The organism is Bradyrhizobium sp. CCBAU 11361 (assembly GCF_028128935.1).
Classification (GTDB): Bacteria; Pseudomonadota; Alphaproteobacteria; order Rhizobiales; family Xanthobacteraceae; genus Bradyrhizobium; species Bradyrhizobium niftali.
In genome coordinates this window covers 114,223-139,759 of sequence record NZ_LBJZ01000190.1, presented here as the reverse complement: position 1 = coordinate 139,759, position 25,537 = coordinate 114,223, and the positions used below count along the sequence as shown (strand labels likewise).

General features: G+C 64.7%; 27 protein-coding genes and 1 pseudogene. 15 read left to right on the top strand and 13 right to left on the bottom strand.

All coding sequences use genetic code 11. The features are described 5' to 3' along the window. The first annotated feature begins 115 nt into the window (after window positions 1-115). The 6 genes from murI to XI08_RS30655 all read left to right on the top strand — a co-directional run bounded on the left by murI (window position 116) and on the right by XI08_RS30655 (window position 5,172). Window positions 116-913, top strand: coding sequence for a glutamate racemase (gene murI / locus XI08_RS30680; protein WP_271577248.1), 798 nt, complete (start codon window positions 116-118; stop codon window positions 911-913). 82 nt (window positions 914-995) lie between these two features. Further along, window positions 996-1,769, top strand: coding sequence for an HpcH/HpaI aldolase family protein (locus XI08_RS30675; RefSeq protein WP_271577247.1), 774 nt, complete (start codon window positions 996-998; stop codon window positions 1,767-1,769). 69 nt (window positions 1,770-1,838) lie between these two features. Next, entirely contained in the window at window positions 1,839-2,222 is a 384-nt protein-coding gene (locus XI08_RS30670) for a cupin domain-containing protein (protein ID WP_271577246.1), read from the top strand. Between the two features lie 105 nt (window positions 2,223-2,327). Then, a complete protein-coding gene (locus tag XI08_RS30665) occupies window positions 2,328-3,095 on the top strand; it encodes an acyltransferase (RefSeq protein WP_135174168.1) in 768 nt (255 codons plus the stop codon). A 303-nt stretch (window positions 3,096-3,398) separates the two neighbouring features. Continuing rightward, window positions 3,399-4,016 (top strand): 30S ribosomal protein S4, encoded by a 618-nt coding sequence (gene rpsD / locus XI08_RS30660; RefSeq protein ID WP_271577245.1) that lies wholly within the window; start codon window positions 3,399-3,401, stop codon window positions 4,014-4,016. An 88-nt stretch (window positions 4,017-4,104) separates the two neighbouring features. Further along, window positions 4,105-5,172 (top strand): threonine aldolase family protein, encoded by a 1,068-nt coding sequence (locus XI08_RS30655; RefSeq protein ID WP_271577244.1) that lies wholly within the window; start codon window positions 4,105-4,107, stop codon window positions 5,170-5,172. 16 nt (window positions 5,173-5,188) lie between these two features. Here the strand turns inward: XI08_RS30655 and XI08_RS30650 are convergent, their stop codons facing one another. Genes XI08_RS30650 through grxD form a run of 4 tightly spaced genes read right to left on the bottom strand, consistent with a single transcriptional unit; the run spans window position 5,189 to window position 8,667 of the window. After that, window positions 5,189-6,451, bottom strand: coding sequence for a serine hydrolase domain-containing protein (locus tag XI08_RS30650; protein WP_271577243.1), 1,263 nt, complete (start codon window positions 6,449-6,451; stop codon window positions 5,189-5,191). Between the two features lies 1 nt (window position 6,452). Continuing rightward, window positions 6,453-7,739 (bottom strand): serine hydrolase domain-containing protein, encoded by a 1,287-nt coding sequence (locus XI08_RS30645; protein ID WP_271577242.1) that lies wholly within the window; start codon window positions 7,737-7,739, stop codon window positions 6,453-6,455. A 46-nt stretch (window positions 7,740-7,785) separates the two neighbouring features. After that, window positions 7,786-8,337 carry an O-acetyl-ADP-ribose deacetylase gene (locus XI08_RS30640; RefSeq protein ID WP_271577241.1) on the bottom strand — a complete coding sequence of 184 codons (552 nt, stop codon included), beginning with the start codon at window positions 8,335-8,337 and terminating at the stop codon, window positions 7,786-7,788. Between the two features lie 3 nt (window positions 8,338-8,340). Next, window positions 8,341-8,667: a Grx4 family monothiol glutaredoxin gene (grxD, locus tag XI08_RS30635; RefSeq protein WP_027548651.1), complete on the bottom strand. Its 327-nt coding sequence runs from the start codon at window positions 8,665-8,667 to the stop codon at window positions 8,341-8,343. Between the two features lie 240 nt (window positions 8,668-8,907). On the opposite strand from grxD, the gene egtB reads away from it, so the two are divergent. From egtB to XI08_RS30620, 3 genes and pseudogenes are all read left to right on the top strand, one after another. Then, window positions 8,908-10,206: an ergothioneine biosynthesis protein EgtB gene (gene egtB / locus XI08_RS30630; protein ID WP_271577285.1), complete on the top strand. Its 1,299-nt coding sequence runs from the start codon at window positions 8,908-8,910 to the stop codon at window positions 10,204-10,206. Window positions 10,207-10,256: 50 nt separating this feature from the next. Beyond that, window positions 10,257-11,228, top strand: coding sequence for an L-histidine N(alpha)-methyltransferase (egtD, locus tag XI08_RS30625; RefSeq protein ID WP_271577240.1), 972 nt, complete (start codon window positions 10,257-10,259; stop codon window positions 11,226-11,228). A gap of 151 nt (window positions 11,229-11,379) precedes the next feature. Continuing rightward, window positions 11,380-12,204 (top strand): annotated as a pseudogene (locus XI08_RS30620) (IS5 family transposase). Between the two features lie 154 nt (window positions 12,205-12,358). Here XI08_RS30620 and XI08_RS30615 read toward each other — a convergent pair. Further along, window positions 12,359-13,552, bottom strand: coding sequence for a low temperature requirement protein A (locus XI08_RS30615; RefSeq protein WP_271577239.1), 1,194 nt, complete (start codon window positions 13,550-13,552; stop codon window positions 12,359-12,361). 24 nt (window positions 13,553-13,576) lie between these two features. Continuing rightward, a complete protein-coding gene (locus XI08_RS30610; protein ID WP_011088461.1) occupies window positions 13,577-13,813 on the bottom strand; it encodes a BolA family protein in 237 nt (78 codons plus the stop codon). Between the two features lie 184 nt (window positions 13,814-13,997). Between XI08_RS30610 and XI08_RS30605 the strand changes: the two genes are divergently transcribed. Beyond that, entirely contained in the window at window positions 13,998-14,357 is a 360-nt protein-coding gene (locus tag XI08_RS30605; protein WP_271577238.1) for a DUF427 domain-containing protein, read from the top strand. Window positions 14,358-14,477: 120 nt separating this feature from the next. On the opposite strand, the gene XI08_RS30600 is transcribed toward XI08_RS30605, so the two are convergent. Beyond that, complete coding sequence (locus XI08_RS30600) at window positions 14,478-14,651, bottom strand: DUF1328 domain-containing protein (protein ID WP_027548646.1); 174 nt, start codon at window positions 14,649-14,651, stop codon at window positions 14,478-14,480. Window positions 14,652-14,865: 214 nt separating this feature from the next. Between XI08_RS30600 and XI08_RS30595 the strand changes: the two genes are divergently transcribed. After that, window positions 14,866-16,056, top strand: coding sequence for an acyltransferase family protein (locus tag XI08_RS30595; RefSeq protein ID WP_271577237.1), 1,191 nt, complete (start codon window positions 14,866-14,868; stop codon window positions 16,054-16,056). Window positions 16,057-16,162: 106 nt separating this feature from the next. On the opposite strand, the gene purL is transcribed toward XI08_RS30595, so the two are convergent. Continuing rightward, the gene (purL, locus tag XI08_RS30590; protein WP_271577236.1) at window positions 16,163-18,373 is read right to left on the bottom strand and encodes a phosphoribosylformylglycinamidine synthase subunit PurL; all 2,211 of its coding nucleotides are present in this window, start codon (window positions 18,371-18,373) and stop codon (window positions 16,163-16,165) included. 183 nt (window positions 18,374-18,556) lie between these two features. Here purL and XI08_RS30585 point away from each other — a divergent pair, with 183 nt between their 5' ends. Then, the gene (locus XI08_RS30585; RefSeq protein ID WP_271577235.1) at window positions 18,557-19,036 is read left to right on the top strand and encodes a PaaI family thioesterase; all 480 of its coding nucleotides are present in this window, start codon (window positions 18,557-18,559) and stop codon (window positions 19,034-19,036) included. 75 nt (window positions 19,037-19,111) lie between these two features. Further along, complete coding sequence (locus XI08_RS30580) at window positions 19,112-20,077, top strand: DMT family transporter (protein ID WP_271577234.1); 966 nt, start codon at window positions 19,112-19,114, stop codon at window positions 20,075-20,077. Between the two features lie 9 nt (window positions 20,078-20,086). Here the strand turns inward: XI08_RS30580 and XI08_RS30575 are convergent, their stop codons facing one another. Beyond that, window positions 20,087-21,061 (bottom strand): tripartite tricarboxylate transporter substrate binding protein BugD, encoded by a 975-nt coding sequence (locus XI08_RS30575; RefSeq protein ID WP_271577233.1) that lies wholly within the window; start codon window positions 21,059-21,061, stop codon window positions 20,087-20,089. Further along, window positions 21,058-21,759, bottom strand: coding sequence for a phosphoribosylformylglycinamidine synthase subunit PurQ (gene purQ, locus XI08_RS30570; protein WP_027548640.1), 702 nt, complete (start codon window positions 21,757-21,759; stop codon window positions 21,058-21,060). The genes XI08_RS30575 and purQ overlap by 4 nt, the downstream gene beginning before the upstream one ends. Window positions 21,760-21,926: 167 nt before the next feature. Between purQ and XI08_RS30565 the strand changes: the two genes are divergently transcribed. After that, on the top strand, window positions 21,927-22,943 hold the full coding sequence (locus tag XI08_RS30565; protein WP_271577232.1) for a magnesium and cobalt transport protein CorA: 1,017 nt from the start codon (window positions 21,927-21,929) through the stop codon (window positions 22,941-22,943). A 260-nt stretch (window positions 22,944-23,203) separates the two neighbouring features. On the opposite strand, the gene purS is transcribed toward XI08_RS30565, so the two are convergent. Together purS and purC are read right to left on the bottom strand one after the other, a co-directional pair. Continuing rightward, window positions 23,204-23,443 carry a phosphoribosylformylglycinamidine synthase subunit PurS gene (gene purS, locus XI08_RS30560; RefSeq protein ID WP_014494125.1) on the bottom strand — a complete coding sequence of 80 codons (240 nt, stop codon included), beginning with the start codon at window positions 23,441-23,443 and terminating at the stop codon, window positions 23,204-23,206. A gap of 13 nt (window positions 23,444-23,456) precedes the next feature. Further along, window positions 23,457-24,224 (bottom strand): phosphoribosylaminoimidazolesuccinocarboxamide synthase, encoded by a 768-nt coding sequence (gene purC / locus XI08_RS30555; protein WP_008974302.1) that lies wholly within the window; start codon window positions 24,222-24,224, stop codon window positions 23,457-23,459. 309 nt (window positions 24,225-24,533) lie between these two features. Between purC and XI08_RS30550 the strand changes: the two genes are divergently transcribed. Then, on the top strand, window positions 24,534-24,857 hold the full coding sequence (locus XI08_RS30550; protein WP_271577231.1) for a DUF1476 domain-containing protein: 324 nt from the start codon (window positions 24,534-24,536) through the stop codon (window positions 24,855-24,857). Window positions 24,858-24,972: 115 nt separating this feature from the next. On the opposite strand, the gene cynS is transcribed toward XI08_RS30550, so the two are convergent. Beyond that, window positions 24,973-25,461: a cyanase gene (gene cynS / locus XI08_RS30545; protein ID WP_011088475.1), complete on the bottom strand. Its 489-nt coding sequence runs from the start codon at window positions 25,459-25,461 to the stop codon at window positions 24,973-24,975. Window positions 25,462-25,537 lie beyond the last annotated feature (76 nt).

Sequence of the window (25,537 nt, the reverse complement as noted above, 5' to 3'; positions counted from 1 at the left end):
TAGCGGGAACGTGCGGCAGGCGCGAAATTGAATCGTTCCAAATTGGCCCCAGGTGACCCCGCCGCAAAACCGCCCCAAAAACCGAATGGTAACCATGACGCCTTAAGGTAACGACGTGACAGACTCCCCGACGATCCTGGTGTTCGATTCCGGCCTTGGTGGGCTCACGGTGCTCCGTGAGGTCGTGGCCGCGCGCCCGGACGCGCATTACGTCTATGTGGCCGACGACGCCTTCTTCCCCTACGGCCACCACAGCGAGGACGAGATCATCGCCCGCGTCGTGCCGCTGATGGGCGAACTGATCGGCACGCATGATCCTGACCTCGTCGTCATCGCCTGCAACACGGCGTCCACCCTGGTCCTATCTCACTTGCGCGCCGCTTATTCCCTGCCCTTCGTCGGCACGGTGCCGGCGATCAAGCCGGCCTGTGCCCAGTCGAAGAGCCGCCGCGTCTCGGTGCTCGGCACCAAGGGCACCGTGAAGCGCGAATACACCAAGGCGCTGATCCGCGACTTCGCGCAGGGATGCGAGGTGACGCTGGTCGGCTCGCCCGAGCTCGCCTCGCTCGCCGAACGCGCACTCGGCGGCCATCCGATCAGCGACGGCGACATCCTCGCCGAGCTCGCGCCCTGCTTTGTCGGCGATGCCGCGGACGCAGGCGCGCGCACCGACACGGTGGTGCTCGCCTGCACGCATTATCCGCTCCTGCTCGACCGGCTGACCAGGCTCGCGCCCTGGCCGGTCGACTGGATCGACCCGGCACCGGCCATCGCCCGCCGCGTCTCGGATCTGCTCGCCCCGGCTATCGGGGGCATCGCGCAGTCCGGCGCCGAGATGATCTTCACCTCGAACCGCGTGCATGGCCTTTCGGCCACGCTGACGCCGTTCTTCGGCGGCCGCGTGCTGGCCTGACTTTTCGGGGCCATGGTGCGCTGCTAGGCTCGCCGTCGTCATCTCCGCGCAGGTTTCCCAAGGTCATTCCCAAGGTCATCGCATGTCGGTCCCGACCACGCCGCTCAACCGTCTCCGCCAATTGTGGCGCGAGGGCCGCCCCGCCTTCGGTGCGATTGCGACGATTCCGAGCGTGCAGACCGTGCAGATCATGGCGCGCTCGCTCGACTGGATCATCGTCGACCTCGAGCACGGGCCGATCGGCCTCACCGAAGCGCATGCGATGATCGCCGCCACGACCGGCACGCCGTGCACGCCGCTGGTGCGGATCGCGGCGAACGAGCCGTGGCTTGCGAAAGCGCCGATGGACATCGGCGCCTTCGGCATCAATTTTCCGATGATCACGAACCGCGCGGAGGCGGAGAAAGCGGTGCGCAGCGTCCGCTATCCGCCGCGCGGCGATCGTCTCTGGGGTCCCTTCCACGCGCCATTCCGTTGGGGCCAGTCGATGCCGGATTATATGGCCGGCGCCGACGACGAGATGATCTGCATGATCACCATCGAGCATGTCGAGGCCGTCAACCGCATCGACGAGATCATGGCGACGCCCGGCATCGACGTCGCGGTGATCGGCCCCGGCGATCTCGCCACCTCCATCAACAAGCGCGGCCAGATGGACGATCCGGAGCTGCTCGAGCTGGTCGCGCGCGCCGAGGCCGGCATCCTGAAAAGCGGCGTGCCGATCGGCGGCGTCGCCCGCACCGCCGACCAGGCCAACGCCCTGGTCGACCGTGGCTACCGGGCGATCGCGCTCGGCTTCGACTGGTCGCTGTTCCAGCGCGGCATCATGGCGGCGTTCGAGGGCATCAGGCGCTGAACAGGCCGATGACCACCTTGCCGGGAACGGCGGCGCTGCTAGGGTCGGCCGTTCCAGGGAGGAAAAACCATGCTCAAAAAGACTTTGCTCGCTCTTGCCTTCACCGGCCTTGCCGTTGCCGCCGTCGCCCAGCAGCCCGGCATCAAGCGAACCCCGCTCCAGAAGGTCGAGTTTCCGGACGGCTACAACACCATCACCGCTATCGCGGAAATCCCGGCGGGTGGCGCGGCCGGACGCCATACTCATCCCGGGATCGAAACCGGCTATGTGCTGGAAGGCGAACTCAATCTCCTCATCGACGGGCAGCCGGAAAAAACCCTCAAAGCCGGTGATTCCTACCAGATCCCGGCAGGCGTCGTGCACGACGCCAAGGCTCATGGCGATAAGGCTATGAAAGTGCTGGGAGTTTACGTCGTCGACAAGACCAAGCCGCTCGCCTCGCCGGCGCCCTAATGCGGCGAACCGACCGGGCCCAACCGGGTTAGTTCGTGCTAGAGCAGGCGACGAGCGGGAACCCGCTCGCTGCTCATATTTTAATCTGCGGGAACCGAAAGACCGATGCGCGGGACGCCAAAGACCATTTCGCTGCCGCGCCGCCTGATTTGCGACCTCATGCGCGCCTCGATGGGCGTGCCCTTCGTCTCGCTGTCCCGTTCGCTCAATATCCGGCCCCTGCTGGAGGCCCGCTCAGGCGCGATGGCGCCCGCCGGCTGGGCGGCGATCTTCGTCAAGGCCTTCGCCCTGGTGGCCAGGGACGAGCCGGTTCTGCGCACCGTCTACGCCAAATGGCCCTGGCCGATGCTCTACGAGCTGCCGAAGAGCGTTGCGCTGGTGGCCATCGCGCGGGTCGAGGACGGCGAGGAATGCGTGCTGCCGCAGCGAATCGCAGCCCCGGAGGCCCTTCCACTGGCCACAGTCGATGCCGAGATCCGGCGCGGCAAGACGGCGCCGATCGACGACGTCCCGATGTTCCGCAAGATCATGCGGGCAACCCGCCTGCCACTGCCGCTGCGGCGACTGTCCTGGGCCATCGGGCTGAATTTTGGCCGGCAGCGGGGCAATTGGTTCGGCAGCTTCGCGGTGAGCTCGGTGGCCGCCTATGGTGGCGGCGAGCTGCATCCCGTCACGCCCGGCCCGTTCATCGTCAGCTATGGGGTGGTCGAGCCCGACCAGACCATCCATGTCGTGATCCGCTGGGACCACCGGGTCACCGACGCCGCCCCCATCGCCCGGGTCCTGACCCGGCTGGAACAGGTCCTGAACACTGAAATCGCTGCCGAATTGCGGGCAGCTGGCCCCAAGCCGATCCGGGCGGTGGGCACGTGACCGCGTAGCGGTCATCCCGGGGCGGTGCGCAGCACCGAACCCGGGATCTCGAGGAACCCAGGCGCGCAAGCGCGCGCCGGGGTTCGCTCTGCGAGCGCCCCGGAACGACCCTCCCCGCATTGACAGCGAACCCCAAACTCCCCTAAAAGCCGCCTGCTCGCGGGCCGATTTCGGCCCGCGAAGCGTTTCGCGACCCGTGGTCCTGTCCCTTAAAGCTTTGGGGATCGGACCTGTCGGTGCCGGGCTTTGGCCTGTCACACAGGAGGGCGCGTTTCCTCAAACCATGCAACCGAAGAGGACGCGATGACTAAGCGCAGTGAGGCGAAGTACAAGATCGATCGCCGTATGGGCCAGAACATCTGGGGCCGCCCGAAGAGCCCCGTGAACCGCCGCGAATACGGCCCCGGCCAGCACGGCCAGCGCCGCAAGGGCAAGCTCTCCGACTTCGGCGTGCAGCTGCGCGCCAAGCAGAAGCTGAAGGGCTACTACGCCAACATTTCCGAGCGCCAGTTCCACGGCATCTATGTCGAGGCGAGCCGCCTCAAGGGTGACACCGGCGAGAACCTGATCGGCCTCTTGGAGCGTCGTCTCGACGCGGTCGTGTACCGCGCCAAGTTCGTCTCGACGATCTTCGCCGCGCGCCAGTTCATCAACCACGGCCACATCAAGGTGAACGGCCGCAAGGTCAACATCTCGAGCTACCAGCTCAAGGTCGGCGACGTGATCGAGGTCAAGCAAGCCTCCAAGCAGCTCGCCCACGTCCTCGAAGCCAGCCAGCTCCCCGAGCGCGACACGCCCGACTATCTCGAAGTCGACCACGGCAAGATGACCGCCAAGTACATCCGCATCCCCGGCCTCTCCGACGTGCCGTTCCCGGTGCAGATGGAGCCGCATCTGGTCGTCGAATTCTATTCGCGCTAAGATCTGATTATCGGAAGGCCCCGGTTCGCCGGGGCCTTTTTGCTTAAAGAGCCACGTCAGTGGCCATCCCGCCGTTAGGAGGCGTCGCATGCTCTACACCCCTCCCCCGATCGATCCCAAGGCGCCACCGGTGCGCATAAATCTGCTGTCGGACACGCAGACCAAGCCGACGGCTGCCATGCGCGAGGCGATGGCGCGCGCCGAGGTCGGCGACGAGCAGGTCGGCGACGATCCGACCGTGAACGCGCTGTGCGAGCGCGTTGCGGATCTGCTCGGCAAGGAAGCCGCCGTCTACATGCCCTCGGGCACGATGTGCAACGTCACCGCGACGCTGGTGCATTGCCGCCCCGGCGACGAGATCCTCGCCCATGAGAGCGCGCACATCATCGCCCGCGAAGGCGGCGCGCATGCCGCGATCGGCGGCTTCCAGGTCATGCAGCTGAAGGGTGCCGACGGCCAGTTCACGCCGGAGACGTTCCGCAAGGCGCTGCACCCGCGCACGCGCTACCAGCCGCCGCAGACCGTCGTCAGCGTCGAGCAGACCGCCAATATCGGCGGCGGCACGATCTGGAAGAAGGCCGCGCTCGACGAGATCGTCGCGATCGCCAGGCAACATGGTCTCGTCACCCACATGGACGGCGCGCGCCTGCTCAACGCCACCGTGGCGAGCGGCATCTCTCCACGCGACATGACGGCGGGGTGGGATTCGGCCTGGATCGATTTCTCCAAGGGCCTGGGCGCGCCGATCGGCGGCGTGCTCGCGGGCTCGCGCGCCTTCATCGACGCGGTCTGGCAGTGGAAGCAGCGCCTCGGCGGCTCGATGCGGCAGGCCGGAATCTGCGCCGCCGCCTGCATCTACGCGCTCGACCACCACGTCGACCGCCTCGCCGACGACCACGCCAATGCGCGCGCGCTCGCCCGCGGATTGTCGCAGATCGCAGGCATCGAGGTGCAGGAGCCCGAGACCAATCTCGTGTTCTTCAAGCCCGACGGCGCCGGCGTCCCGGGCGACAAGATGGTCGCGGCGCTGCGCCAGCGCGGCGTGACGCTCGCGATGATGGACGGCCGCATCCGCGCTTGCACGCATCTCGACGTCAATGCGAGCCAGATCGAGGAAACGATCGGATACGTGCGCGAGATCGTGCGCGGGGCGTAAGTCCCGTAGCCCGCGATCAGCGCCCCATCGCCTGATAGATCAGCGTCTTCAGCGCCAGTTGAATCCGGCCGCGCTGCGACGGGGTCTGCACCATGAGGATCCCGAACAGATCGTCTTCGGGGTCGATGAAGAAGAAGGTGCCGCCGACGCCGTCCCAGCGATATTCGCCTAGCGGCCAGGACGTGCCTGATGGCACCGAGGTGCGCACGGCAAAGCCGAGGCCAAAGCCGGAGTTCCCGCCCGGATAATAATTATGATCGCGCGCGATCTTCGTCTCCGGTCCGACATGATCCGACGCCATCAGCGCAATGGTCTCGGGCTTGAGATAGCGCCGGCCCTCGTAGGTGCCGCCGTTCAGCAGCATCTGCGCGAACCGGGCGTAGTCACCGACGGTGCCGACCATGCCGCCGCCGCCGGATTCCCCAGTTATGGGCAGCCTGATATCGCGAACCTGCGTCGTCGGATTGATGCTGCGGTCCCCCGGCATCGGCTCGGCAATGCGGGGAAACTTGGCGGGATCGGCGACAAAGAATGCCGTCTCGGTCATGCCGAGCGGATCGAGTAGGCGCTCCCTCTCGAACTGGAGCAGCGTCTTTCCCGAGATCACCTCGACGACGCGTCCGAGCACATCGGTGGAAAAGCCGTAATCCCACACCGTGCCCGGCTGCTCGACTAGCGGCAGCGTGGCGATCTTCGCGGCGAAGTCGGCATTACCGAGATTACTGTCGAAGAGATTGGCCTCGGCGTAGAGTTCGCGCACCGCGCCGCCGCCGTAATAGCCGTAGGGCAACCCCGAAGTGTGGCGCAGCAGGTCCTTGATCGTGACCGGACGATCGAGCGGCTCCAGCGCCAGCGCGACCTTGCCGTCCTCAGCTTTCTTTTCGACGCCGACCTTCATGCCGGCAAAGGCCGGAATGTATTTTGAAACGGGATCGTCGAGCGCGAGCTTGCCCTCCTCGACCAGCATCATCGCCATCACGGAGGTGACCGGCTTCGACATCGAATAGAGGCGGAAGATCGTGTCCGCGCTCATCGAAATCCTGGTCGCGACGTCGCGCACGCCGAAATTCTCGTAATAGACCGGTTTGCCGTGCTGCTGGAGCAGCAGGATTGCGCCGGGTATCTTCCCGGTCGCGACCTCGTTCCTGATGTAGTCGGAGACTTTCGCCAGGCCTTCAGGCGAGAGGCTGCGCGCGGGGCGCCCTTCGGAGCCTGCTCTCGCGCCGATGACACCGACCAGAACGACGAGCGCCGCGATCAGCGCGCGGCGCCCGCTCATGTCACTTCTCCATGGCTTCATAAACCAACTGCTTCAGTGTCCGCTGCACGCGCTGGCGCTCGGTCGGGGTCTGCTCCAGCAGCACGAAGAACATGTCCTGCTTGGGGTCGATCACGAAATAGCAGCCGGAGGCGCCGTCCCACTTCAATTCCCCGAGATCGCCGGGCGGCGGCGGCTTGGCATTGCCGGGGTCGGTGCGGACCGCAAGTCCGAGGCCGAAGCCAAAACCGTCGCCGGGGAAATAGAAATAGTCGCGACTGACCCCCGAGGTCGGGCCGACCTGATCGGTCACCATCAGCTTGAACGTCTCGGGCTTGAGAATGGTCTTGCCGTCGAGGCTGCCGCCATTGAGCAGCATCTGCGCAAAGCGCTCATAATCGGCCATGGTCGTGACCATGCCGCCGCTGGCGAACTGGATCTTCTTGACGACCGTCGGATCGTTGATCCGGCCGACCCTGAAATCGCTGTCATTCGGCACCGGCTGCGCCAGCAGTTTCTGCTTCTCGGGGGCCGTGACGAAGAAGCCGGTATCGACCATGCCGAGCGGATCGAGCAGCTTCTCCCGCATGATGTCTATCAGCGGCTTGCCCGCCGCGATCTCCATCACGCGCGCGAGGACGTCGGTGGAGTGGCCGTACTGCCACAGCGCGCCCGGCTGGTTGTGCAGCGGCAGTTTGGCGATGCGCTCGGCGAACTCGGCGAGATCGAAATCGCCGGCATAGATGTTGGCGTCGCGATAGGCCTTGCGGACCAGGCTGTCGCCATAGAAGCCATAGGTGATGCCGGAGGTGTGGCGCATCAGGTCGAGCACCGTCATCGGCCGCGTCGGCGGCACCAGCTCGAGCGACTTGGTGCCGTCGTCGGCCTTCTTCTCGACGCCGACCTTCACGTTGGCGAAGGACGGAATGTATTTCGAGACGGGATCGTCGAGCTTGATCTTGCCGTCCTCGATCAGCTGCACCGCGACGACGGACGTGATCGCCTTGCTCATCGAGAACAGGCGGAAGATGGTCTTGTCGGTGATCGGCGCCTTGCTGGCGACGTCCTGCACGCCGAAGGCTTCGTGGTAGACCGGCTTGCCGTGCTGCCGGATCAGCACGGTTGCGCCGGCGATCTTGCCGGTTGCGACCTCGTTCTTGAAGAATTCGCTGATCCTCAAGAGCTTGTCCGGATTGAAATGCGCGCCGGCCGGGATCTCGTAGGTGCCCTCTGCCCGTGCGAACGACATCGCGCCAAGCGACACCAGCGCGCCGCAGGCGAGCGCACGCAGTCCAGACTGTGAAATCATATCCCCTCCCCGGAACATGGCTGGGCGGAGTGTACTGACCGCGTCATCAGGCACAAGGGCTGCTGTGTCGCGCAAGCGCCTCGGCATGGAGCCTGGCGCTCGGCTCGGCAAAGCAGCAGAACACCACGCGCGCAACGGATGGCGCGACGGCGAGCCCTTCGATCGTCGTGCGCACGGCGATATCCGCCGCCCGGTCCGCGGGAAAGCGGAAAATGCCGGTCGAAATCGCGGGAAATGCCACCGAGGTCAGCTTGTGCTTCCCGCACAGCTCCATCGAACGGCGATAGCAGGAGGCGAGCAGATCGTCTTCGTCCAGCGTGCCGCCATTCCAGACCGGACCGACGGTATGGATCACGTGCGCGGCCTTGAGCCGATAGCCCTTGGTGATCTTGGCGTCGCCCGTTTTGCAGCCGTGGAGCATCCGGCATTCGGCGACCAGATCGGGCCCGGCGGCCCGATGGATCGCCCCATCGACGCCGCCCCCGCCCAGGAGCGACGTGTTGGCGGCGTTGACGATGGCGTCAACGCTCAGTGTCGTGATGTCGGCAACGATGACCTCGAGCTCCGCGCCGCCAATCCGGCGCGACAGCGCGGTCACGCGTCAGGCCGCGACTGCGACGCCCTTCTCGGAGAGGAGCTGCTGCAATTCGCCGGCCTGGAACATCTCGCGGACGATGTCGCAGCCGCCGACGAATTCGCCCTTCACATAGAGCTGCGGAATGGTCGGCCAGTTGGAGAAGGTCTTGATGCCGTTGCGCAGTTCTGCGGATTCGAGGACGTTGAGGCCCTTATAGCCAACGCCGAGGTGGTCGAGGATCTGCACGACCTGGCCGGAGAAACCGCACTGCGGAAATTGCGGCGTGCCCTTCATGAACAGAACCACGTCGTTCGACTTCACTTCGTTGGCGATGAATTCCTCGATGCTCATATCCATGTCCTTCTGGGGCGGAGCCCTCAACAATCACTCCGGGCCGGCTCAGCCGATTTAACCCGATACCTGCCTATATATGTAGCCCAAACCGTTGTGCATCCAAAGTAAAATGGCGGCGAACACCCCCTCGGCGGCCGGTCCTGCTGGCACCGGCCCCATTGCATGATGACACGAATATCATCACCGGGGAGGACTTTCATACCGTAACGGAGCCCCTATCTAGGACGAACCTTGGTTTTGGAACCGGGCAACGCCAACAACGTTCTCTTGTCCTGTCTGGAGAAAAACGTGACGAAACCAGCCTCCGCCACGGCCGCCCCGCCAATTTCGTCATCGTCCTCCGACCCGGGCAATCTCGCCCAGCGGCTGGAGGATGGGTTTCTCGCCGTCCGCAACGAGACCGAGCGCCGCGCCGCCCCGCTGTCGCCGGAGGACCAGCAGATCCAGTCCATGCCGGATGCGAGCCCCGCGAAATGGCACCGGGCCCACACCACCTGGTTCTGGGAGCAGTTTTTGCTCGGCGAGCATTGCCCGGGCTACCAGCCCTTCCACCCCGATTTCGCGTTCCTGTTCAATTCCTATTATGTCAGCGCCGGCCCGCGTCATGCCCGGAATCACCGCGGCGACATCACCCGTCCCAGTGCGAACGAGGTCGGCGCCTATCGCAGATATGTCGATGCGGCGGTCGTAAAATTCTTCCGCGAGGCGGGCGAGGACAAGCTCCGGGCCATCGCGCCACTGGTCGAGGTCGGGCTCAATCACGAGCAGCAGCATCAGGAATTGATGTTCACCGACATCCTGCACGCCTTTGCGCAGAATCCGGTCTATCCGGCCTACGACGCGGACTGGCGCTTTCCATCCGCGACGCGCACCGGCGATGACTGGCTGATCCTCAACGAAGGCATCCATACCGTCGGCCACGTCGACGACAGCTTCCATTTCGACAACGAGAAGCCGGCCCACCGCGCCCTCGTCGGCCCGGTCAAGGTCGCGCGCAATCTCGTCACCAATGGCGAATGGCTCGCCTTCATGCGCGACGGTGGCTACGCGAACGCAACGCTGTGGCTGATGGACGGCTTTGCCACCGTCAGCAAGGAAGACTGGCAGGCTCCGGGACATTGGCGCGAGGTCGATGGCGCCTGGCAGGTGATGACGCTCGCCGGCCTCAAGCCGGTCGTTCCCGACGCCCCAGTCTGCCATGTCAGCTACTACGAGGCCGATGCGTTCGCGCGCTGGGCCGGAAAACATCTGCCGACCGAGATGGAATGGGAGGTCGCCGCACGCGCGGGCGCGCTCAACGATGCCTTCGGGATCGTCTGGCAGTGGACGCGATCCTCCTACTCGCCCTACCCGGGTTACCGCGCCATCGAAGGTGCCCTCGGCGAATACAACGGCAAGTTCATGGTCAACCAGCTGGTGCTGCGAGGCTCCTCGCTTGCAACCCCGGAGGGGCACAGCCGTATCACCTATCGTAACTTCTTCTATCCGCACCACCGCTGGCAATTCACGGGACTGCGGCTCGCCGATTACAACTAGTTCTCATCCGACGATAAATGCGCGCCGGACAGCGCGTTCAGGAGAGTATCATGAATGTGCACGCCAGCGCTTTGGCCCAAGCCCATCTTCCCGACGAGCAGACCACTGCATTCGCCCGCGAGGCCATCGAGGACCTCTCGCAGCAGCCGAAAAAGCTGTCGCCAAAATATTTTTACGACGCGACCGGATCGGAGCTGTTCGAGGCGATCACGCGCCTGCCCGAATATTATCCGACGCGTACCGAGCTTGCGATCCTGAAGGAGCGCGGCAGCGAGATCGCAAAGATCATTCCCGAGCATGCGGCGCTGGTCGAGTTCGGCGCGGGCGCGACGACGAAGGTCCGGCTGCTGCTGAACCACTGCAAGTTCGCGGCCTATGTGCCCGTCGACATATCCGGCGACTTCCTGACGGCGCAGGCGAACGGCCTGAAGCGGGACTTCCCGACGCTCGGCATCTATCCGGTGGCGGCCGACTTCACCACGCCGTTCGAGCTGCCCAGGGCGGTCGCGTCAATGCCCAAGGTCGGTTTCTTTCCGGGCTCGACCATCGGCAATTTCGAGCCGCATGAAGCGCAGGCCTTCCTGAAGAGCGCGCGCCAGATCCTGGGCAAAGGCGCGCAGATGATCATCGGCGCCGACCTCGAGAAGGACGAGCGCGTGCTCCACGACGCCTACAACGATGCCGCCGGCGTCACCGCGCGCTTCAACCTCAATGTGCTGGTCCGCATCAACCGCGAGCTCGGCGGCAATTTTGATCTCTCCGCCTTCACCCATCGCGCCATCTACAATCGCGAGCGGCACCGCATCGAGATGCACCTGATCAGCAAGAAGAGCCAGACCGTGCGCCTGCTCGGCACCAGCTTCTCGTTCCGCCCGGGCGAGAGCATCCACACCGAGAACAGCTACAAATACAGCCTCGAACGCTTCGCCGCGCTGGCGCATGGCGCCGGCTGGAATGTGCGGGAGAGCTGGACGGACGCGGCAAGGATGTTCTCGGTGCACGCGCTGGAGGCGGCGGAGTAAACGCTGCACCGCATCTGAGAGCGCTTTCCCTGCGGCGCATCCTTCGAGACGCCCGCTTTAGGCGGGCTCCTCAGAGCCTGACCGAAAAAGGTGAGCGGCTTTAGCGGGCCTGTGATTCCTTCGGATTTGCAAAGATTCGAGGGAGGGCACCATGCCGTGGACCAAAGCCGCTCGTATCAAGTATCAGCGCAGTGGACTGCGTTACACAAGTGATCTGACCGATGCAGAGTGGGCGTTGATCGCCCGGAAGATGCCGCCGCGACGTCGGTTGGGCCGGCCGCGGGAGGTTAATCTGCGCGAGATCGTGCAGGCGATCTTCTATATTCTGTCGAGCGGCTGCCAGTGGCGAGCCTTGCCGAAGGAGTTCCCGCCATACTCGACGGTTCAGGGCTATTTTTACGCTTGGCGCGACACGGGTAGATGGCAGGAGATCGTCGAAGCTTTGGTTCGGAAGGCGCGCCGGAAGCTTGGGCGAAAGCCCAGACCGACAGCTGCCGTCATCGATAGCCAGACCGCCTCGACGACCGAGGCCGGCGGGCCACGCGGATTCGACGCCGGCAAGCGTCTCCATGGGCGCAAGCGCCATATCGTTACCGACACCAACGGTCTCTTGCTGGCTGCCTATGTTCATCCCGCCAACATTCAGGATGTCCATGGTGCCGTTCCTCTGTTGGAGCTCTTGCGAGGCCGCTTCCCAAGGCTTGAGCATGTCTTTGCCGATCGGATTTATCGCGGCAAACAGCTCCTCAACGCACTTTCCGACTGCGGACCATGGACGATCGAGATCGTCGAGCGACCGCTCGGGGTCAAAGGCTTCCAGCTCCTGCCCAGGCGCTGGGTCGTCGAGCGTACCTTTGCATGATTCGGCAGATGTCGTCGCCTCTCCAAAGACTTCGAAGGCTCTGCCGCCACCGAGCTAGCCTGGTTGCTCGCCGCCCATCTGAGGCTCCTAACTCGCCGCTTGGCCAGACCCTGAAGACGTCGACGCTTTTTGAGTCAGGCTCTCAGGATGAGGACGGAGTGCGCGGCAGCAGATTCAACGAGCACTGACGCTGATCAGCCTCATCCTGAGGAGACCGCGGAGCGGTCGTCTCGAAGGACGAGGCGTGCGCTCAGACCGCTCCCGAGCTTCAGTGCTCCTCGGCCTCTTCCACCTTCGACCCCAGCGACACCGACTCCCACACCGCGACGACGATCATGATCACCGTCGTCGCGACCGAGAGCCATAGCGGCGAGAGATCGGCGGCGAACCACCACAGCGCCAGCAGCAGGACGATGCCGATGCCGTGCGATAGCTGGAGGAAGCCGCGGATCGCGTGCTTGAACAGGATGGTGCCGATCAGGAACACCAGCGGCCCGCCGATCGTGCTGACGATGGTGCGGACATCGGAATGCCCGGTGGGGTGCTTCAGCACCAGTTCGTCCGACACCGCGGTCAGGATGATGCCGGCGACGATCGGCATGTGCAGATAGGTGTAGGCGAGCCGTGCCAGCCGGCCGGATTCGGCGGACTTCGAGATGCGCTCGGAGCCGGCCTCGGCGCCCTTGTGGAAATAGATCCACCACATCGCGATGGCGCCGGTGAGCGCGGAGACGAAGGCCAGGATGTTGTCGGCGGTCCAGTCCAGCTCGGCAAAGGTCGCGCCGTTGACGACGACGGCCTCGCCGAGCGCGATGATGATGAACCCGGCGCAGCGCTCGGCCATGTGGCCGCCTTCGACGGCCCAGGCCTCCACCGACGAGAATCCCAGCTTCGGCACCCAGAAGCGGACCGCGGGCGAGATATATTCGATCGTTAGCGCCACGATCCAGAACCAGAGCCGCTCCTCCCCATGCGCGAGGCCGCCAAGGATCCAGAAGATCGCGGAGCCGCAGAGCCAGACCAGGATGCGGATCGCGTTGTGCCGCACTGCCGTGCGGTGACGCGGGGTCGCAAACAGCCAGAACGCGGTGCGTCCGACCTGCATGGTTGCATAGGCGATCGCGAACCAGAGACCGCGGCCATCGAAGGCGGTCGGGATCGTCGTCGACAGCACGAGACCGCCCAGCATCATCAGGAAGATCAGGATGCGGACCGGCGTCAGATCGGGATTGAGCCAGTTGGTGACCCAGGCGGTGTAGACCCACACCCACCACACCGCCAGGAACAGCAGCGTGACCTCGACCGCGCCGAGCGGCGTGAAGTGGTGCAGCAGCGTGTGCGACACCTGCGTGACGGCAAAGACGAAGACGAGGTCGAAGAACAGCTCGGCATTGGTGACGCGGCTGGGCTGGTTCGGCAGGATGACGCGAAACATCGCGCCGCGCGGATTGTCCGCAGCCATCATCGGTCCCCCGCTGCGATCAGATCAGGTGCCGGGTACCCCGGTTTGCAGCGCCAGCGCGTGCAGCACGCCGCCCATCTGGCCGCGCAGGGACTGATAGACGATCTGGTGCTGCTGGACGCGGGACTTGCCGCGGAAGGATTCCGAGATCACGGTCGCGGCATAGTGGTCGCCGTCGCCGGCGAGGTCTCGGATCGTCACCTCGGCATCGGGGATCGCTGCCTTGATCATCGCCTCGATATCGTGGGCGTCCATGGGCATTCGGGTCTCGCTCCTTCTGGTCTCAAGCGTTCGAATCGCTGCCGGGGTCCCCTTGCCGGCAGGGCCAAACTTAGCGTGAACGGCCTTCTACGTCACGCATTCCTGCACTATATCCCTGATCCCATCAGGATAAAGGCACGACAAAGTGCCGCGCGCGACAGATTGATCGAAAAGGCGTGAAATCATGAAGCTCCCAGGGCCCGACCACCCCATCACCATCACCCCAAACCCCCGGCGCGTCCGCGTCATGGCGGGCGACATCGTGATCGCCGAGACCAGCAAGGCGCTGACGCTGAAGGAAGCCAAGTATCCGGCGGTGCAATATGTGCCGCGACAGGATGCCAACATGGCACTGCTGGAGCGCACCGACCGCGTCACCCACTGCCCCTACAAGGGGGACGCGAGCTACTACAGCGTCAAGGCCGACGGCAAGACGCTCGACAACGCGATCTGGACCTATGAGGCGCCCTTCCCCGCGATGGCAGAGATTTCAGGCCATCTGGCCTTCTATCCGGACAAAGTGAAGATCGAGGAAGTGGGGTAGTTTTGGATACGGTCATTCCGGGGCGGTCCGCAGGACCGAACCCGGAATCTCGAGATTCTCAGGTGCGCAACTGCGCACCGTAGTTCAATGCTTCGCATCGCCCCGGAATGACCCGTGTGGCTACGCCCTGAAGATCGTGAGCCCGAGTATCAGCAGCACCAGGAAGATCACGACGAAGACATAGAACAGGAAGCGGGCGATGTCGGCGGAGGCGGCCGAGATGCCGGTGAAGCCGAGCACGCCGGCCACGATCGAGATCAAGAGAAAGATCAGCGCCCATTTCAGGATCGTCATCGCCAGCTCCGACTCGGGTGCCGCTACCCGCGGCCCTCAACGCATTCGGGGACGCTAACTTCGCGGCGCGGAACTGGTTCCTGACGGCGCGGCATCGGCCAAGACGCTGCACAGGCATGACGCTGAACAAACATGCCGCTGCACAAACGGCGCTTGCTGAATCGGGTTCCCGGCGGCACAGTCTGGCCGGGACAGGAGCAAGACCGGGGCGGCCATGATGACGATGTCACATTCAGCGACGATCGATGCAGAGGTGCACGCCGCGCCGAAGAGCAAGACGCGCAATCTGTCGCTCGATCGCGCCCGCACCTTCCTGACGCTGGTGGTGCTGCTGCATCACGCGGTGATCCCCTACACTTATTTCGGTCATACCGATCCGAAGTACTTCTTCGGCTTCGACATGATCGTGCTCGCCACCGACAGTTTCTTCATGGCGATGTTCTTCTTCCTGTCGGGACTGTTCGCCTGGTCTGGTATCGCCCGGAAGGGAGCGCGGAGCTATTTGGCAGATCGCCTGCTTCGGCTGGGCTTACCCTTCGCGATCTGCGCCCTTACAGTCATTCCGCTCGCCTATTACGCGATCTCCCTGCGGCAGCATCCCGAGATCGGCTTTTCGGAATACTATTGGAATATGATCACGAAGGGCCCGTGGCCGAGCGGGCCGATCTGGTTCCTTTGGGTCTTGTTCGCCTTCGACCTGGTTGCCTGCCTGCTGCACCGGCTGTCGCCCAATCTGCTCGATCCGATCAATCGCCTCTCGCTACACGGTCGCCGCCGGCCCGCCGTGTTCTTCGCGGTCATGCTTGCCGTCACCGCGGCGTTCTACATTCCCGGGCGGGTTCACTTCGGAGCAGGCAGTTGGTTCGAGTTCGGGCCGTTCTCGGTCCAGCACGGGCGCGTGTTGCTCTACGCGACCTACTTCTTTTTCGGTGCCGGCATCGGCGTTGCGCAAATGGATCGCGGGCTGCTCGCTGCAGACGGACGGATGGCGAAGGTCAGTTGGGACTGGATGGTGCTGGCGATCGTTCCGTATTGCCTCTTGTGGGTGCTGATCTTCATCAAGCGCGAAATCCTAGGCAACCCGTCGCCGCTGCCGGACTGGTATGAAGCGCTCTATGCCGTCTGCTTCACTGTCTTCAGCGTGGCCATCATGTTTCTGATCCTGGCCTTTTTCCAGAGGTTCAGGCAATCAGGCTCAGCCAAGCTGCTCGATCCAATGCAGAGCGACGCGTACGGCATGTTCCTGGTGCACTATCCGATCGCACTGTGGCTGCAATACTGGCTGTACGACTATGACCTGCCGGCGATCGTCAAGGCGATGGTCGGATTCGTGCTGACCGTCGCGTTCAGTTGGGCGCTCACGCGCGCCTTGCGCCAGATTCCCGGGGCGACGAGGGTGTTGTAGGGCACGCCGTCTCAGCGATTGTAGCCCGGATGAGCGCAGCGATATCCGGGAGACCCCATCAAGAAAGTCCCGGATGTCGCTGCGCTCATCCGGGCTACGAAAAAGCTTACGCCGCCTTCCCGCCCATATACTCCGGCAGCCAACGCTCGAACGACTTGCGCAGCGTGTCGATCGCAACCGGCGCCTCGCCGGCGATCGCGATGGTGTCGCCGCCGGTGGTACCGATCCGCACGCAGGGCACCTCGCAGCCGCGCATCTTGGCCAGCACGCGCCCGGCCTCCGTTTCCGGCACGGTGACGAGATAGCGCGCCTGGTCCTCGCCGAACCAATAGGCCTGCGACACGAGCGCGGTCGGCGCCGCCAGCAGCTTCGCGCCGATGCCACTCGCCATCGCCATCTCGGCGAGCGCGATCAGCAGGCCGCCGTCGGAGAGGTCGTGCACGGCGGTCGCGGTGCCCGCATGGATCATGCCGCGGACGCAGTCGCCGTTGCGCTTCTCGGCGGCGAGATCGACCGGCGGTGGCGCGCCCTCCTCGCGACCGCAGATGTCGCGCAAGTAAACCGACTGGCCGAGCCAGCCATGGGTCTCGCCGATCAGCAGGATCGCCTCGCCCTCGGCCTTGAAGGCGAGCGAGGCGGACTTGGTGAAATCGTCGAGCAGGCCGACGCCGCCGATCGAGGGCGTCGGCAGGATCGCGCGGCCGTTGGTCTCGTTGTAGAGCGAGACGTTGCCTGAGACGACCGGGAAGTCGAGCGTGCGGCAGGCTTCCGAGATGCCCTTCAGGCAGCCGACGAACTGGCCCATGATCTCGGGCCGCTCAGGATTGCCGAAGTTGAGATTGTCGGTGATCGCGAGCGGCTTGCCGCCGACCGCGGTGATGTTGCGCCAGGCCTCCGCCACCGCCTGCTTGCCGCCCTCGAACGGATCGGCCTCGCAATAGCGCGGCGTGACGTCGACGGTCAGCGCCAGGCCCTTCGGGCCGTCCTGCACGCGCACCACGGCGGCATCGCCGCCGGGGCGCTGCATGGTGTTGCCGAGGATGACGTGGTCGTACTGCTCCCAGACCCAGCGCTTGCTGCACATGTCGGGCGTGCCGATCAGCTTCTCCAGCGCGGCCCCGACACCCATCGGCGCCGGCACCTCGCGCGCGTGCACGACCGGCAGCGCGGCGGAAGGGACATGCGGGCGGTCATAGAGCGGCGCCTCGTCGCCGAGCTCCTTGATCGGAAGGTCGGCCATGACGTCGCCGCCATGCTTGACCACGAAACGCTTGCTCGGCGTGGTGTAGCCGACCACCGCGAAGTCGAGGCCCCACTTCTCGAAGATCGCCTCGGCTTCCTTCTCCTTCTCGGGCTTGAGCACCATCAGCATGCGCTCCTGGCTTTCCGAGAGCATCATCTCGTAGGCGCTCATGCCGGTCTCGCGGGTCGGCACCGCGTCGAGATCGAGGTCGACGCCGAGGTCGCCCTTGGCGCCCATCTCGACCGCCGAACAGGTCAGGCCCGCCGCGCCCATGTCCTGGATCGCGATGACGCAGCCCTTCTCCATGATCTCGAGGCACGCTTCGAGCAAAAGCTTCTCGGCGAAGGGATCGCCGACCTGCACGGTCGGGCGCTTCTCCTCGGACTTGTCGTCGAACTCGGCCGAGGCCATCGAGGCGCCATGGATGCCGTCACGGCCGGTCTTGGAGCCCAGATAGACGATCGGCATGTTCACGCCGGAGGCGGCCGCATAGAAGATCTTGTCGGCGTCGGCGAGGCCCACGGCCATCGCGTTGACGAGGATGTTGCCGTCGTAGCGGGTGTGGAAGCGCACCTGGCCCCCGACCGTCGGCACGCCGAAGGAATTGCCGTAGCCGCCGACGCCGGCGACCACGCCAGAGACCAGATGCCGGGTCTTGGCATGCTCGGGGGCACCGAAGCTCAGCGCATTGAGGCAGGCGATCGGGCGCGCGCCCATCGTGAAGACGTCGCGCAGGATGCCGCCGACGCCGGTGGTCGCACCCTGATAGGGCTCGATGTAGCTCGGGTGGTTGTGGCTCTCCATCTTGAAGACCACGGCCTGGCCGTCGCCGATGTCGATCACACCGGCATTCTCGCCGGGGCCCTGGATCACCCAGGGCGCTTTCGTCGGCAGGCCGCGCAGATGGATGCGCGAGGATTTGTACGAGCAATGCTCGTTCCACATTGCCGAGAAGATGCCGAGCTCGGTGAAGGTCGGCTCCCGCCCGATCAGCTTCAGGATGCGCTCGTATTCGTCGGGCTTGAGCCCGTGGGCGGCAACCAGTTCGGGGGTGATCTTGGGTTCGTTCTTCATGGATTCGGGGCTTTCGGCGGCGGTTGGCCGTTCTTAGGAAGATCGGGGCCTCGCGAAAAGCCCTTTATGGCGCATTTTCCCACTGTCCCACGTTTTGCGGCCGAGGGGTGCGGGAACGGGAATTGCACAGCGCGGACAGATCGGATTTAAGGGCTAAGGACCCGCAATTGAAGGCCCATTTCCTTGCACGAATTGACCAAAACGGCCGCTTCGCCCCGCCCCGAGCTGCATGTCGCGACCGAGGGTGAGTTCGAGGGCTGGCAGACCTGGATCAGGGACAGCTTTGAGAACCATATCGGCCCCTTCTGGCACCGCCTGGAGGCGGACGGCAGCGTCCGCTGCGCCTTCCGGGTCGAAAAGAGGCATTTGAACGGCTCCGGCAACGTCCATGGCGGCTGCTTCATGGCCTTCGCCGATTACTGCCTGTTCGCGATCGGCCGGAACGCACTGAACGGCCGCGGCGTGACGGTCAATTTCGCCTGCGAATTCCTGGATGCCGGGCATGAGGGCGAGCTGATCGAGTGCACCGGCGAGGTCACCCGCGCCGGCGGCTCATTGATCTTCCTGCGCGGGCAGATGGCCTCCGGCGAGCGCCTTCTGTTCACCTTTTCCGGGACGATCAAGCGGGCCAAGTGGAAGTCGCTCCCTCAGCCAAACGCATAGCTCGACGCCTTCCCTTTTGGCGTCCCCTCGCCCAGACTTGCGAGAAGCGCGGTCGCGCCGGGGAGCAGGAACAAGGTGCCGCAGAGCACGTCGCCGAGGGGTCGCGCAGCGGCCTCCGTATCATCGCCGCTACCGTCCGTGGCCGCGACCGGCGCCCGTAACTGGCGCGACTATGCGCTGCTGTTCGCGCTCGCCTGCTGCTGGAGCTCCACCTATCCGCTGGCCAAGCTCGCGCTGGACACGATCCCGCCCATCACCTTCATCTCGGCGCGGTCGCTGATCGCGGCCGCCTTCCTGTTCGCGATCCTGTGGATGCGCGGCGTCAGGATCCCGACCGACGCGAAGGCCTGGAAGCTGTTCGCGACCCAGCAGCTGATCAACTCGACCTTCCCGTTCCTGGTCATCACCTGGTCGCAGCAATATGTGCCGGCATCCAACACGGTGGTGCTGGCCTCGACGACGCCGATCTTCGCCTTCCTGATCACCTCGCTGATCACGCGCCACGAGCCCGCCACGCTGTTGAAGCTCGCGGGCGCGATCCTCGGTCTCGCCGGCACGGTCGCCATCGTCGGCCTCGATGCGCTCGGCGGCTTCGGCCGCGAGATCATCGCGGAGATCGCGATCCTGCTCGCCACCATCTCCTTTGCCTGCGCGACGATCTTCGGCCTCAGGCTATCCGACTACGACCCGATGGTGGTGGCCGCCGGCTCGCTGCTGTTCGGCGGCCTCATCCTGCTCCCGCCTTCGCTGATCATCGACCAGCCCTGGACGCTGCATCCGACGTTTCAGGCGATCATCGCCACCATCGTCATGGGCATCGTCTCCAGCGCGTTGGGGCTGATGCTGTTCTACGTCTGCCTCGGCCGGCTCGGCACGCTGACCACGAATGCGCAAGGCTATTTGCGCATCCCGATCGGCGTCGGCCTCTCGGTGCTGCTGCTCGGCGAGAGCGTGCCGTCGAACCTGGCGCTGGGCCTGTTGCTGGTCATGGCCGGCGTTGCCGCGATGACGGTGCCGGCCGAGCGACTGAAGCTGCGCTAGCGCGAGGCGCTATGGCTTGGCGTCGTCCGCCAGCATCTTCCGGTATTTCTCGACGTCGCGCGTCACGAGCTGCTGAAGCAGCTCCGGCGTATGCTCGTTGTCGTCGGGCGCGACGGTCGAGAGATCGGCAAAACGCTTCTTGACCGCGTCGGTCTCCACCGCGGTGCGCGCCGCCGCATTCAGCCTGGCGATGACGGCCGGCGGCGTGCCCTTGGGCGCGAACAGGCCGTTCCAGCCCTGCGCCTCGAATTCGGGCAGGCCGGCTTCGGCGGACGTCGGCAGATCTGGCAGCGTCGCGAGCCGCACGGTCGAGCCGACCACGAGCCCCCGCACCAGCTTCTCGTTGATCGACTGCGACACCGAGGCGGCCGCATCGCAGACGCCGTCGATCTGGCTGCCGACCGCATCGGTCAGCGCAGGCGCGGCGCCGCGATAGCCGACCAGCGTCGCGTCGATCCCGGCGGCCGTGACGAAGCTCTTGCAGATCAAATAGTTCGAGGAGCCGACGCCGGCATGGCCGAGATTGATCTTGCCCGGATTGGCCTTGGCGTAGGCGATGAACTCCTTGAGGTCCTTCGCCGGAAAATCCTTCCGGATCGCGATGATGCCGAACGTCTTGGCCACCATGGCGATCGGCACGAAGGATTCGGGCGTGAACGGCAGCTTTGGATAGATCGTGTAGGTCGCGGCATTGGTGCCGGCATTGCCGATCGCGATGGTGTAGCCGTCAGGCTCGGCGCGGGAGGCGCGTGCCAGCGCGGTCGAACCGCCGGCGCCGGCGACATTCTCGATGACGATGGTCTGGCCGAGCGCGATGCCCATCTGCTCGGCGACCGTGCGCGCGATCACGTCCGAGGTGCCGCCGGCCGCGAACGGCACGATCATCGTGATCGGACGCTTGGGGAAATCCTGGGCGAATGCGGCAGTCGTGAGCGACAGCGCCGCGATCGCGGCGAGGACCCGTTTCAACACGAACGAAATCACGCGGCCTTTTCCAGATGCGCGGTGAGACCGGCGAACAGGCCGCGGCCGTCGGTGCAGCCCATGATGTCTTCGACGTGGTTTTCCGGATGCGGCATCATGCCGAGCACGTTGCCCCTGTCGTTGACGAGGCCGGCGATCGAATGCGCCGCGCCGTTGATGTTGTGGCTCTCGTCAACCGCGCCGTCGGCCGAGCAGTAGCGATAGAGCACCCGCCCCTCGCCCTCGATGCGCTTGATGGTCTCCTCATCCGCCTCGTAATTGCCCTCGCCATGCGCGACGGGGACGCGGATCACCTGCCCGGCATTGTAGCCGCGGGTGAATGGCGTGTCGGAGCGCTCGACGCGCAGATGCACGTCGCGGCAGATGAATTTCAGCCGCGCATTGCGCATCAGCACCCCCGGCAAGAGGCCGGACTCGCAGAGGATCTGAAAACCGTTGCAGACGCCGAGCACGAGGCCGCCCTTGGCCGCATAGTCGCGCACCGCATCCATCACCGGCGCACGCGCGGCGATTGCGCCACAGCGCAGGTAATCGCCATAGGAGAAGCCGCCGGGCACGACCACGAGATCGGTGCCTGCCGGGAGCGACGTCTCGGCGTGCCAGACCATCGCGGGCTCGCTGCCCGAGATCAGCCTCAGCGCGCGCGCCATGTCGCGCTCGCGGTTGATTCCGGGAAAGACGAGGATGGCGGCTTTCATGGCAGGGGTTCCGACGGTGACGGGAATCGGGCTGGCCAAAGGGCCAATTCGTGAAGAGACATAGCCATTTGACGGGGATTTTACCAGTGCTAGCCTCGCCGGACGGCCTTGTACACAGGCCATAGCCACGGCGCTTTTGCCTGACGATTTTGCCCGGGATTGCAGCCATGAACGTCCCGTCGCTGCCCGCATCCTCCGCCGATCCGGTGTCCGCTGAGGGCGTCGTCGCCGCGGGTGCCTATGTCGACGGCCGGCGCGTCGCCAACATCGCCATCAGCGAGGCCTCGAGCTGGCGAGCCAAGCCCGGCCACGTGGTCTGGATCGGGCTGCACGAGCCGAACGCGGCCCTGCTCGGCGCCGTGCAGAAGCAGTTCGACCTCCACGATCTCGCGATCGAGGACGCCGCCCACGCCCATCAGCGGCCCAAGATCGAGCAATATGGCGAGGCCCTGTTCATCGTGGCGCGGACGGCGCAGCTGGTCGAGGGCCGGATCGCCTTCGGCGAGACCCACATCTTCGTCGGCGAAGGCTATCTGGTCTCGGTGCGCCACGGCGCCTCGACGTCCTACACGCCGGTGCGCGAACGCTGCGAGAGCTGCCCGCGAGCGCTCGCGCGCGGCGAGGACTACATCCTCTACGCCATCCTCGATTTCATCGTCGACAACTACTCGCCCGTGCTCGAGAGCATCCACGACGAGGTCGAGGGCATCGAGGACGACGTGCTCTCCAAGCCGATCAGCAAGGCGCAGATCGAGCGGCTCTACATGCTGCGCCGCGACCTGCTGCGGCTCAGGAACGCGATCGGCCCGCTGGTGGAGGTCTGCCGCCGTCTGGAGCATGACGAGCTGGCGATGGTGCGGCAGGCCATGCAGCCGCTGTTCCGCGACGTCACCGACCACGTCAGGAACATCCAGGAGCGCATCGATTCCATGCGCGAGGTGCTGGCCTTCGCCTTCGAAGCGAGCCTGCTGGTGGGACAGGCGCAGGAGACGGCGGTCTCCAAGAAGCTTGCCTCATGGCTCGCGATCATCGCGATCCCGACCGCGCTCGCGGGCATCTACGGCATGAACTTCAAGCACATGCCGGAGCTGGAATGGGAGTACGGCTATTACTTGCTGCTCGGCGTGATGCTGATGGCATGCGGCGCGCTCTATTGGCGCTTCCGTCGCGTCGGATGGCTGTGAGCGCGAAAGCGCTCGGGCAACTTCGTAGCCCGGATGGAGCGAAGCGCAATCCGGGACAGCGCCGTCGCGGATAGCCCCCGGATTTCGCTTCGCTCCATCCGGGCTACGACTGCAGCGTCACAACCGTTCCCGCTCCTCATCCTGAGGAGCGCGCTCTTCGCGCGCGTCTCGAAGGATGAAGGCCGAGGTGCGAGACCCGGGCCTGCATGGTTCGAGACGGCGCTTGCGCGCCTCCTCACTATGAGGGTCTACGGGACGGTTCAGACGATCTCGACCCGATAGTTCTCGATCACGGTGTTCGCCAGCAGCTTGTCGGCGGCCTCCTTCAGCGCGGCTTCCGCCTTTGCCTTGTCGGCGCCGGCGAGTTCGATGTCGAACACCTTGCCCTGGCGGACACTGGCGACGCCGTCGACGCCGAGCGACTTCAGCGCGCCTTCGATGGCCTTGCCCTGCGGATCGAGAATGCCCGTTTTCAAGGTAACGGTGACACGTGCCTTCACGTCGAAAACCCCTTTAGCTCTTCACCAGCACCGGGCCGGAGCCCGCCGGACGCTCGTTCTCCATGAGGATGCCGAGGCGTTTTGCAACTTCGGTATAGGCCTCCAGCAGCCCGCCGAGATCCCGGCGGAAACGATCCTTGTCGAGCTTCTCGTTCGACTTGATGTCCCACAGGCGGCAGGAGTCCGGCGAGATCTCGTCGGCGACGATGATCCGCATCATCTCGTTCTCGAACAGCCGCCCGCACTCCATCTTGAAGTCGACGAGGCGGATGCCGATGCCGAGGAAGAGGCCGGTGAGGAAGTCGTTGACGCGGATGGCGAGCGCCATGATGTCGTCGATCTCCTGGGGCGTGGCCCAGCCGAAGGCGGTGATGTGCTCTTCCGAGACCATGGGGTCGTTGAGCTGGTCGTTCTTGTAGTAGAATTCGATGATCGAGCGCGGCAGCTGCGTGCCCTCCTCGATGCCGAGGCGCTGCGACAGCGAGCCGGCGGCGACGTTCCGCACCACCACTTCCAGCGGCACGATCTCGACCTCGCGAATCAACTGCTCGCGCATGTTGAGGCGGCGGATGAAGTGGGTCGGCACCCCGATGTCGTTGAGGTGCTGAAACAGGTACTCCGAGATCCGGTTGTTGAGGACACCCTTGCCCTCGATCACCTGATGCTTTTTCGCATTGAACGCGGTGGCGTCATCCTTGAAGTGCTGGATCAGGGTACCTGGCTCCGGGCCTTCGTAAAGAACCTTTGCCTTGCCTTCATAAATGCGACGCCGACGGCTCATTGGGATGTACCGTGTTTTGTTGAAATCCATGAATTTGGTGTGCTCCGGTTGACTAGGATTACGACCCACAGCGGAGCTGCCGTGAACGGCCGGGAACCCGTAGAAACAGAACGGGAACCAAGCCTTTAGGCAACCTATCCGATTGGCTGTCCGAGCACAATCGATCCGGCCGTCCGGCACCAACTTATACCGTTTTGCCTGCGGCTTAACGGCTCGTTGTTTTGCCGATTCGTGCCCCCTATCTAGGCATGCGCCGGGGCTGTCGCAACGAGGGCCGCCGGGTCCAGTCAGCAGGGAATTGGAAAAGGCATGAACGAGATCAACAAGCGCGAGGAAGGCTTTGAGAAGAAGTTCGCCCTCGACGAGGAGCAGAAGTTCAAGGCGGAGGCCCGCCGCAACCGCCTGCTCGGGCTGTGGGCCGCGGAAAAGCTCGGCAAATCCGGCGAAGCCGCCACGGCCTACGCCAAGGAGGTGGTCGCGGCCGATTTCGAGGAGGCTGGCGATGGCGACGTCCTGCGCAAGCTCATGGCCGATTTCGCCGCCAAGAGCGTCGTCGTCACCGAACAGGCGATTCGCGCCAAGATGAGCGAGTTGCTCGCTGTGGCCGCGGCCGAGGTGAAGGCGGGGACATAAGGCCGCGCGCGTCCCACACTCGCAGTCATTCCGGGGCGGTCCGCAAGACCGACCCCGGAATCTCGAGATTCCGGGTCCGATGCTTCGCATCGTCCCGGAATGACGGAGCGGGAAATCACCCCTCCTTGAAGCCATACTCCGGCACGTTGCCGCTGGCGCCGTAATATTTGTACGGCAGGAACTTGCCGCTCATGGTGATCTTGACGCGGTCGCCCTTCGGGTTCGCGACGCGCTCGATCCCCATGTCGAAGTCGATCGCCGACATGATGCCGTCGCCGAATTCTTCCTCGATCAGCGCCTTCCAGGCCGGGCCGTTGACCATCACCATCTCGTAGAAGCGGTAGATCAGCGGATCGGTCGGCGGCATCGGCGTGCCGGTGCCGCGCATCGGCACCTCGTTGAGCATCGCGGTCTCGGCCTTCGACAGGCCGAACAGCTCGCCGGCGTTGGCGGCCTGGGGCTTCGTCAGTTTCATCTGGCCGAGGATCGCGCCGACGATCAGCACCTCCGCATAGCCGCCGATCTGCTCGCAGATGTATTTCCAGCTCCAGCCCTTCTCGCGCTTGATGTCGAGCAGCTTCTCGGTGAGGTCTTCGCGTTTCATGTCAGGGTCTCCTCTTGGTTAGGTGTCCGTGCGCCCGGGCTAAAAGCGCGAAGCGCGTCTTCATACAAAATGTCCC

Excerpts from the sequence above, each read along its gene's own strand:
- XI08_RS30610 (WP_011088461.1), bottom strand. The coding sequence starts at position 13,813 with ATGCCCATGGACGCCCACGATATCGAGGCGATGATCAAGGCAGCGATC.
- purC (WP_008974302.1), bottom strand. The coding sequence starts at position 24,224 with ATGAGCCGTCGGCGTCGCATTTATGAAGGCAAGGCAAAGGTTCTTTAC.
- XI08_RS30650 (WP_271577243.1), bottom strand. The coding sequence starts at position 6,451 with ATGAGCGGGCGCCGCGCGCTGATCGCGGCGCTCGTCGTTCTGGTCGGT.
- purQ (WP_027548640.1), bottom strand. The coding sequence starts at position 21,759 with ATGAAAGCCGCCATCCTCGTCTTTCCCGGAATCAACCGCGAGCGCGAC.
- XI08_RS30600 (WP_027548646.1), bottom strand. The coding sequence starts at position 14,651 with ATGACGATCCTGAAATGGGCGCTGATCTTTCTCTTGATCTCGATCGTG.
- XI08_RS30565 (WP_271577232.1), top strand. The coding sequence starts at position 21,927 with ATGAACGTCCCGTCGCTGCCCGCATCCTCCGCCGATCCGGTGTCCGCT.
- egtD (WP_271577240.1), top strand. The coding sequence starts at position 10,257 with ATGAATGTGCACGCCAGCGCTTTGGCCCAAGCCCATCTTCCCGACGAG.
- XI08_RS30665 (WP_135174168.1), top strand. The coding sequence starts at position 2,328 with ATGCGCGGGACGCCAAAGACCATTTCGCTGCCGCGCCGCCTGATTTGC.
- XI08_RS30670 (WP_271577246.1), top strand. The coding sequence starts at position 1,839 with ATGCTCAAAAAGACTTTGCTCGCTCTTGCCTTCACCGGCCTTGCCGTT.
- grxD (WP_027548651.1), bottom strand. The coding sequence starts at position 8,667 with ATGAGCATCGAGGAATTCATCGCCAACGAAGTGAAGTCGAACGACGTG.
- XI08_RS30595 (WP_271577237.1), top strand. The coding sequence starts at position 14,866 with ATGATGACGATGTCACATTCAGCGACGATCGATGCAGAGGTGCACGCC.
- XI08_RS30645 (WP_271577242.1), bottom strand. The coding sequence starts at position 7,739 with ATGATTTCACAGTCTGGACTGCGTGCGCTCGCCTGCGGCGCGCTGGTG.
- XI08_RS30550 (WP_271577231.1), top strand. The coding sequence starts at position 24,534 with ATGAACGAGATCAACAAGCGCGAGGAAGGCTTTGAGAAGAAGTTCGCC.
- XI08_RS30675 (WP_271577247.1), top strand. The coding sequence starts at position 996 with ATGTCGGTCCCGACCACGCCGCTCAACCGTCTCCGCCAATTGTGGCGC.
- cynS (WP_011088475.1), bottom strand. The coding sequence starts at position 25,461 with ATGAAACGCGAAGACCTCACCGAGAAGCTGCTCGACATCAAGCGCGAG.
- purL (WP_271577236.1), bottom strand. The coding sequence starts at position 18,373 with ATGAAGAACGAACCCAAGATCACCCCCGAACTGGTTGCCGCCCACGGG.
- XI08_RS30655 (WP_271577244.1), top strand. The coding sequence starts at position 4,105 with ATGCTCTACACCCCTCCCCCGATCGATCCCAAGGCGCCACCGGTGCGC.
- XI08_RS30615 (WP_271577239.1), bottom strand. The coding sequence starts at position 13,552 with ATGGCTGCGGACAATCCGCGCGGCGCGATGTTTCGCGTCATCCTGCCG.
- XI08_RS30605 (WP_271577238.1), top strand. The coding sequence starts at position 13,998 with ATGAAGCTCCCAGGGCCCGACCACCCCATCACCATCACCCCAAACCCC.
- rpsD (WP_271577245.1), top strand. The coding sequence starts at position 3,399 with ATGACTAAGCGCAGTGAGGCGAAGTACAAGATCGATCGCCGTATGGGC.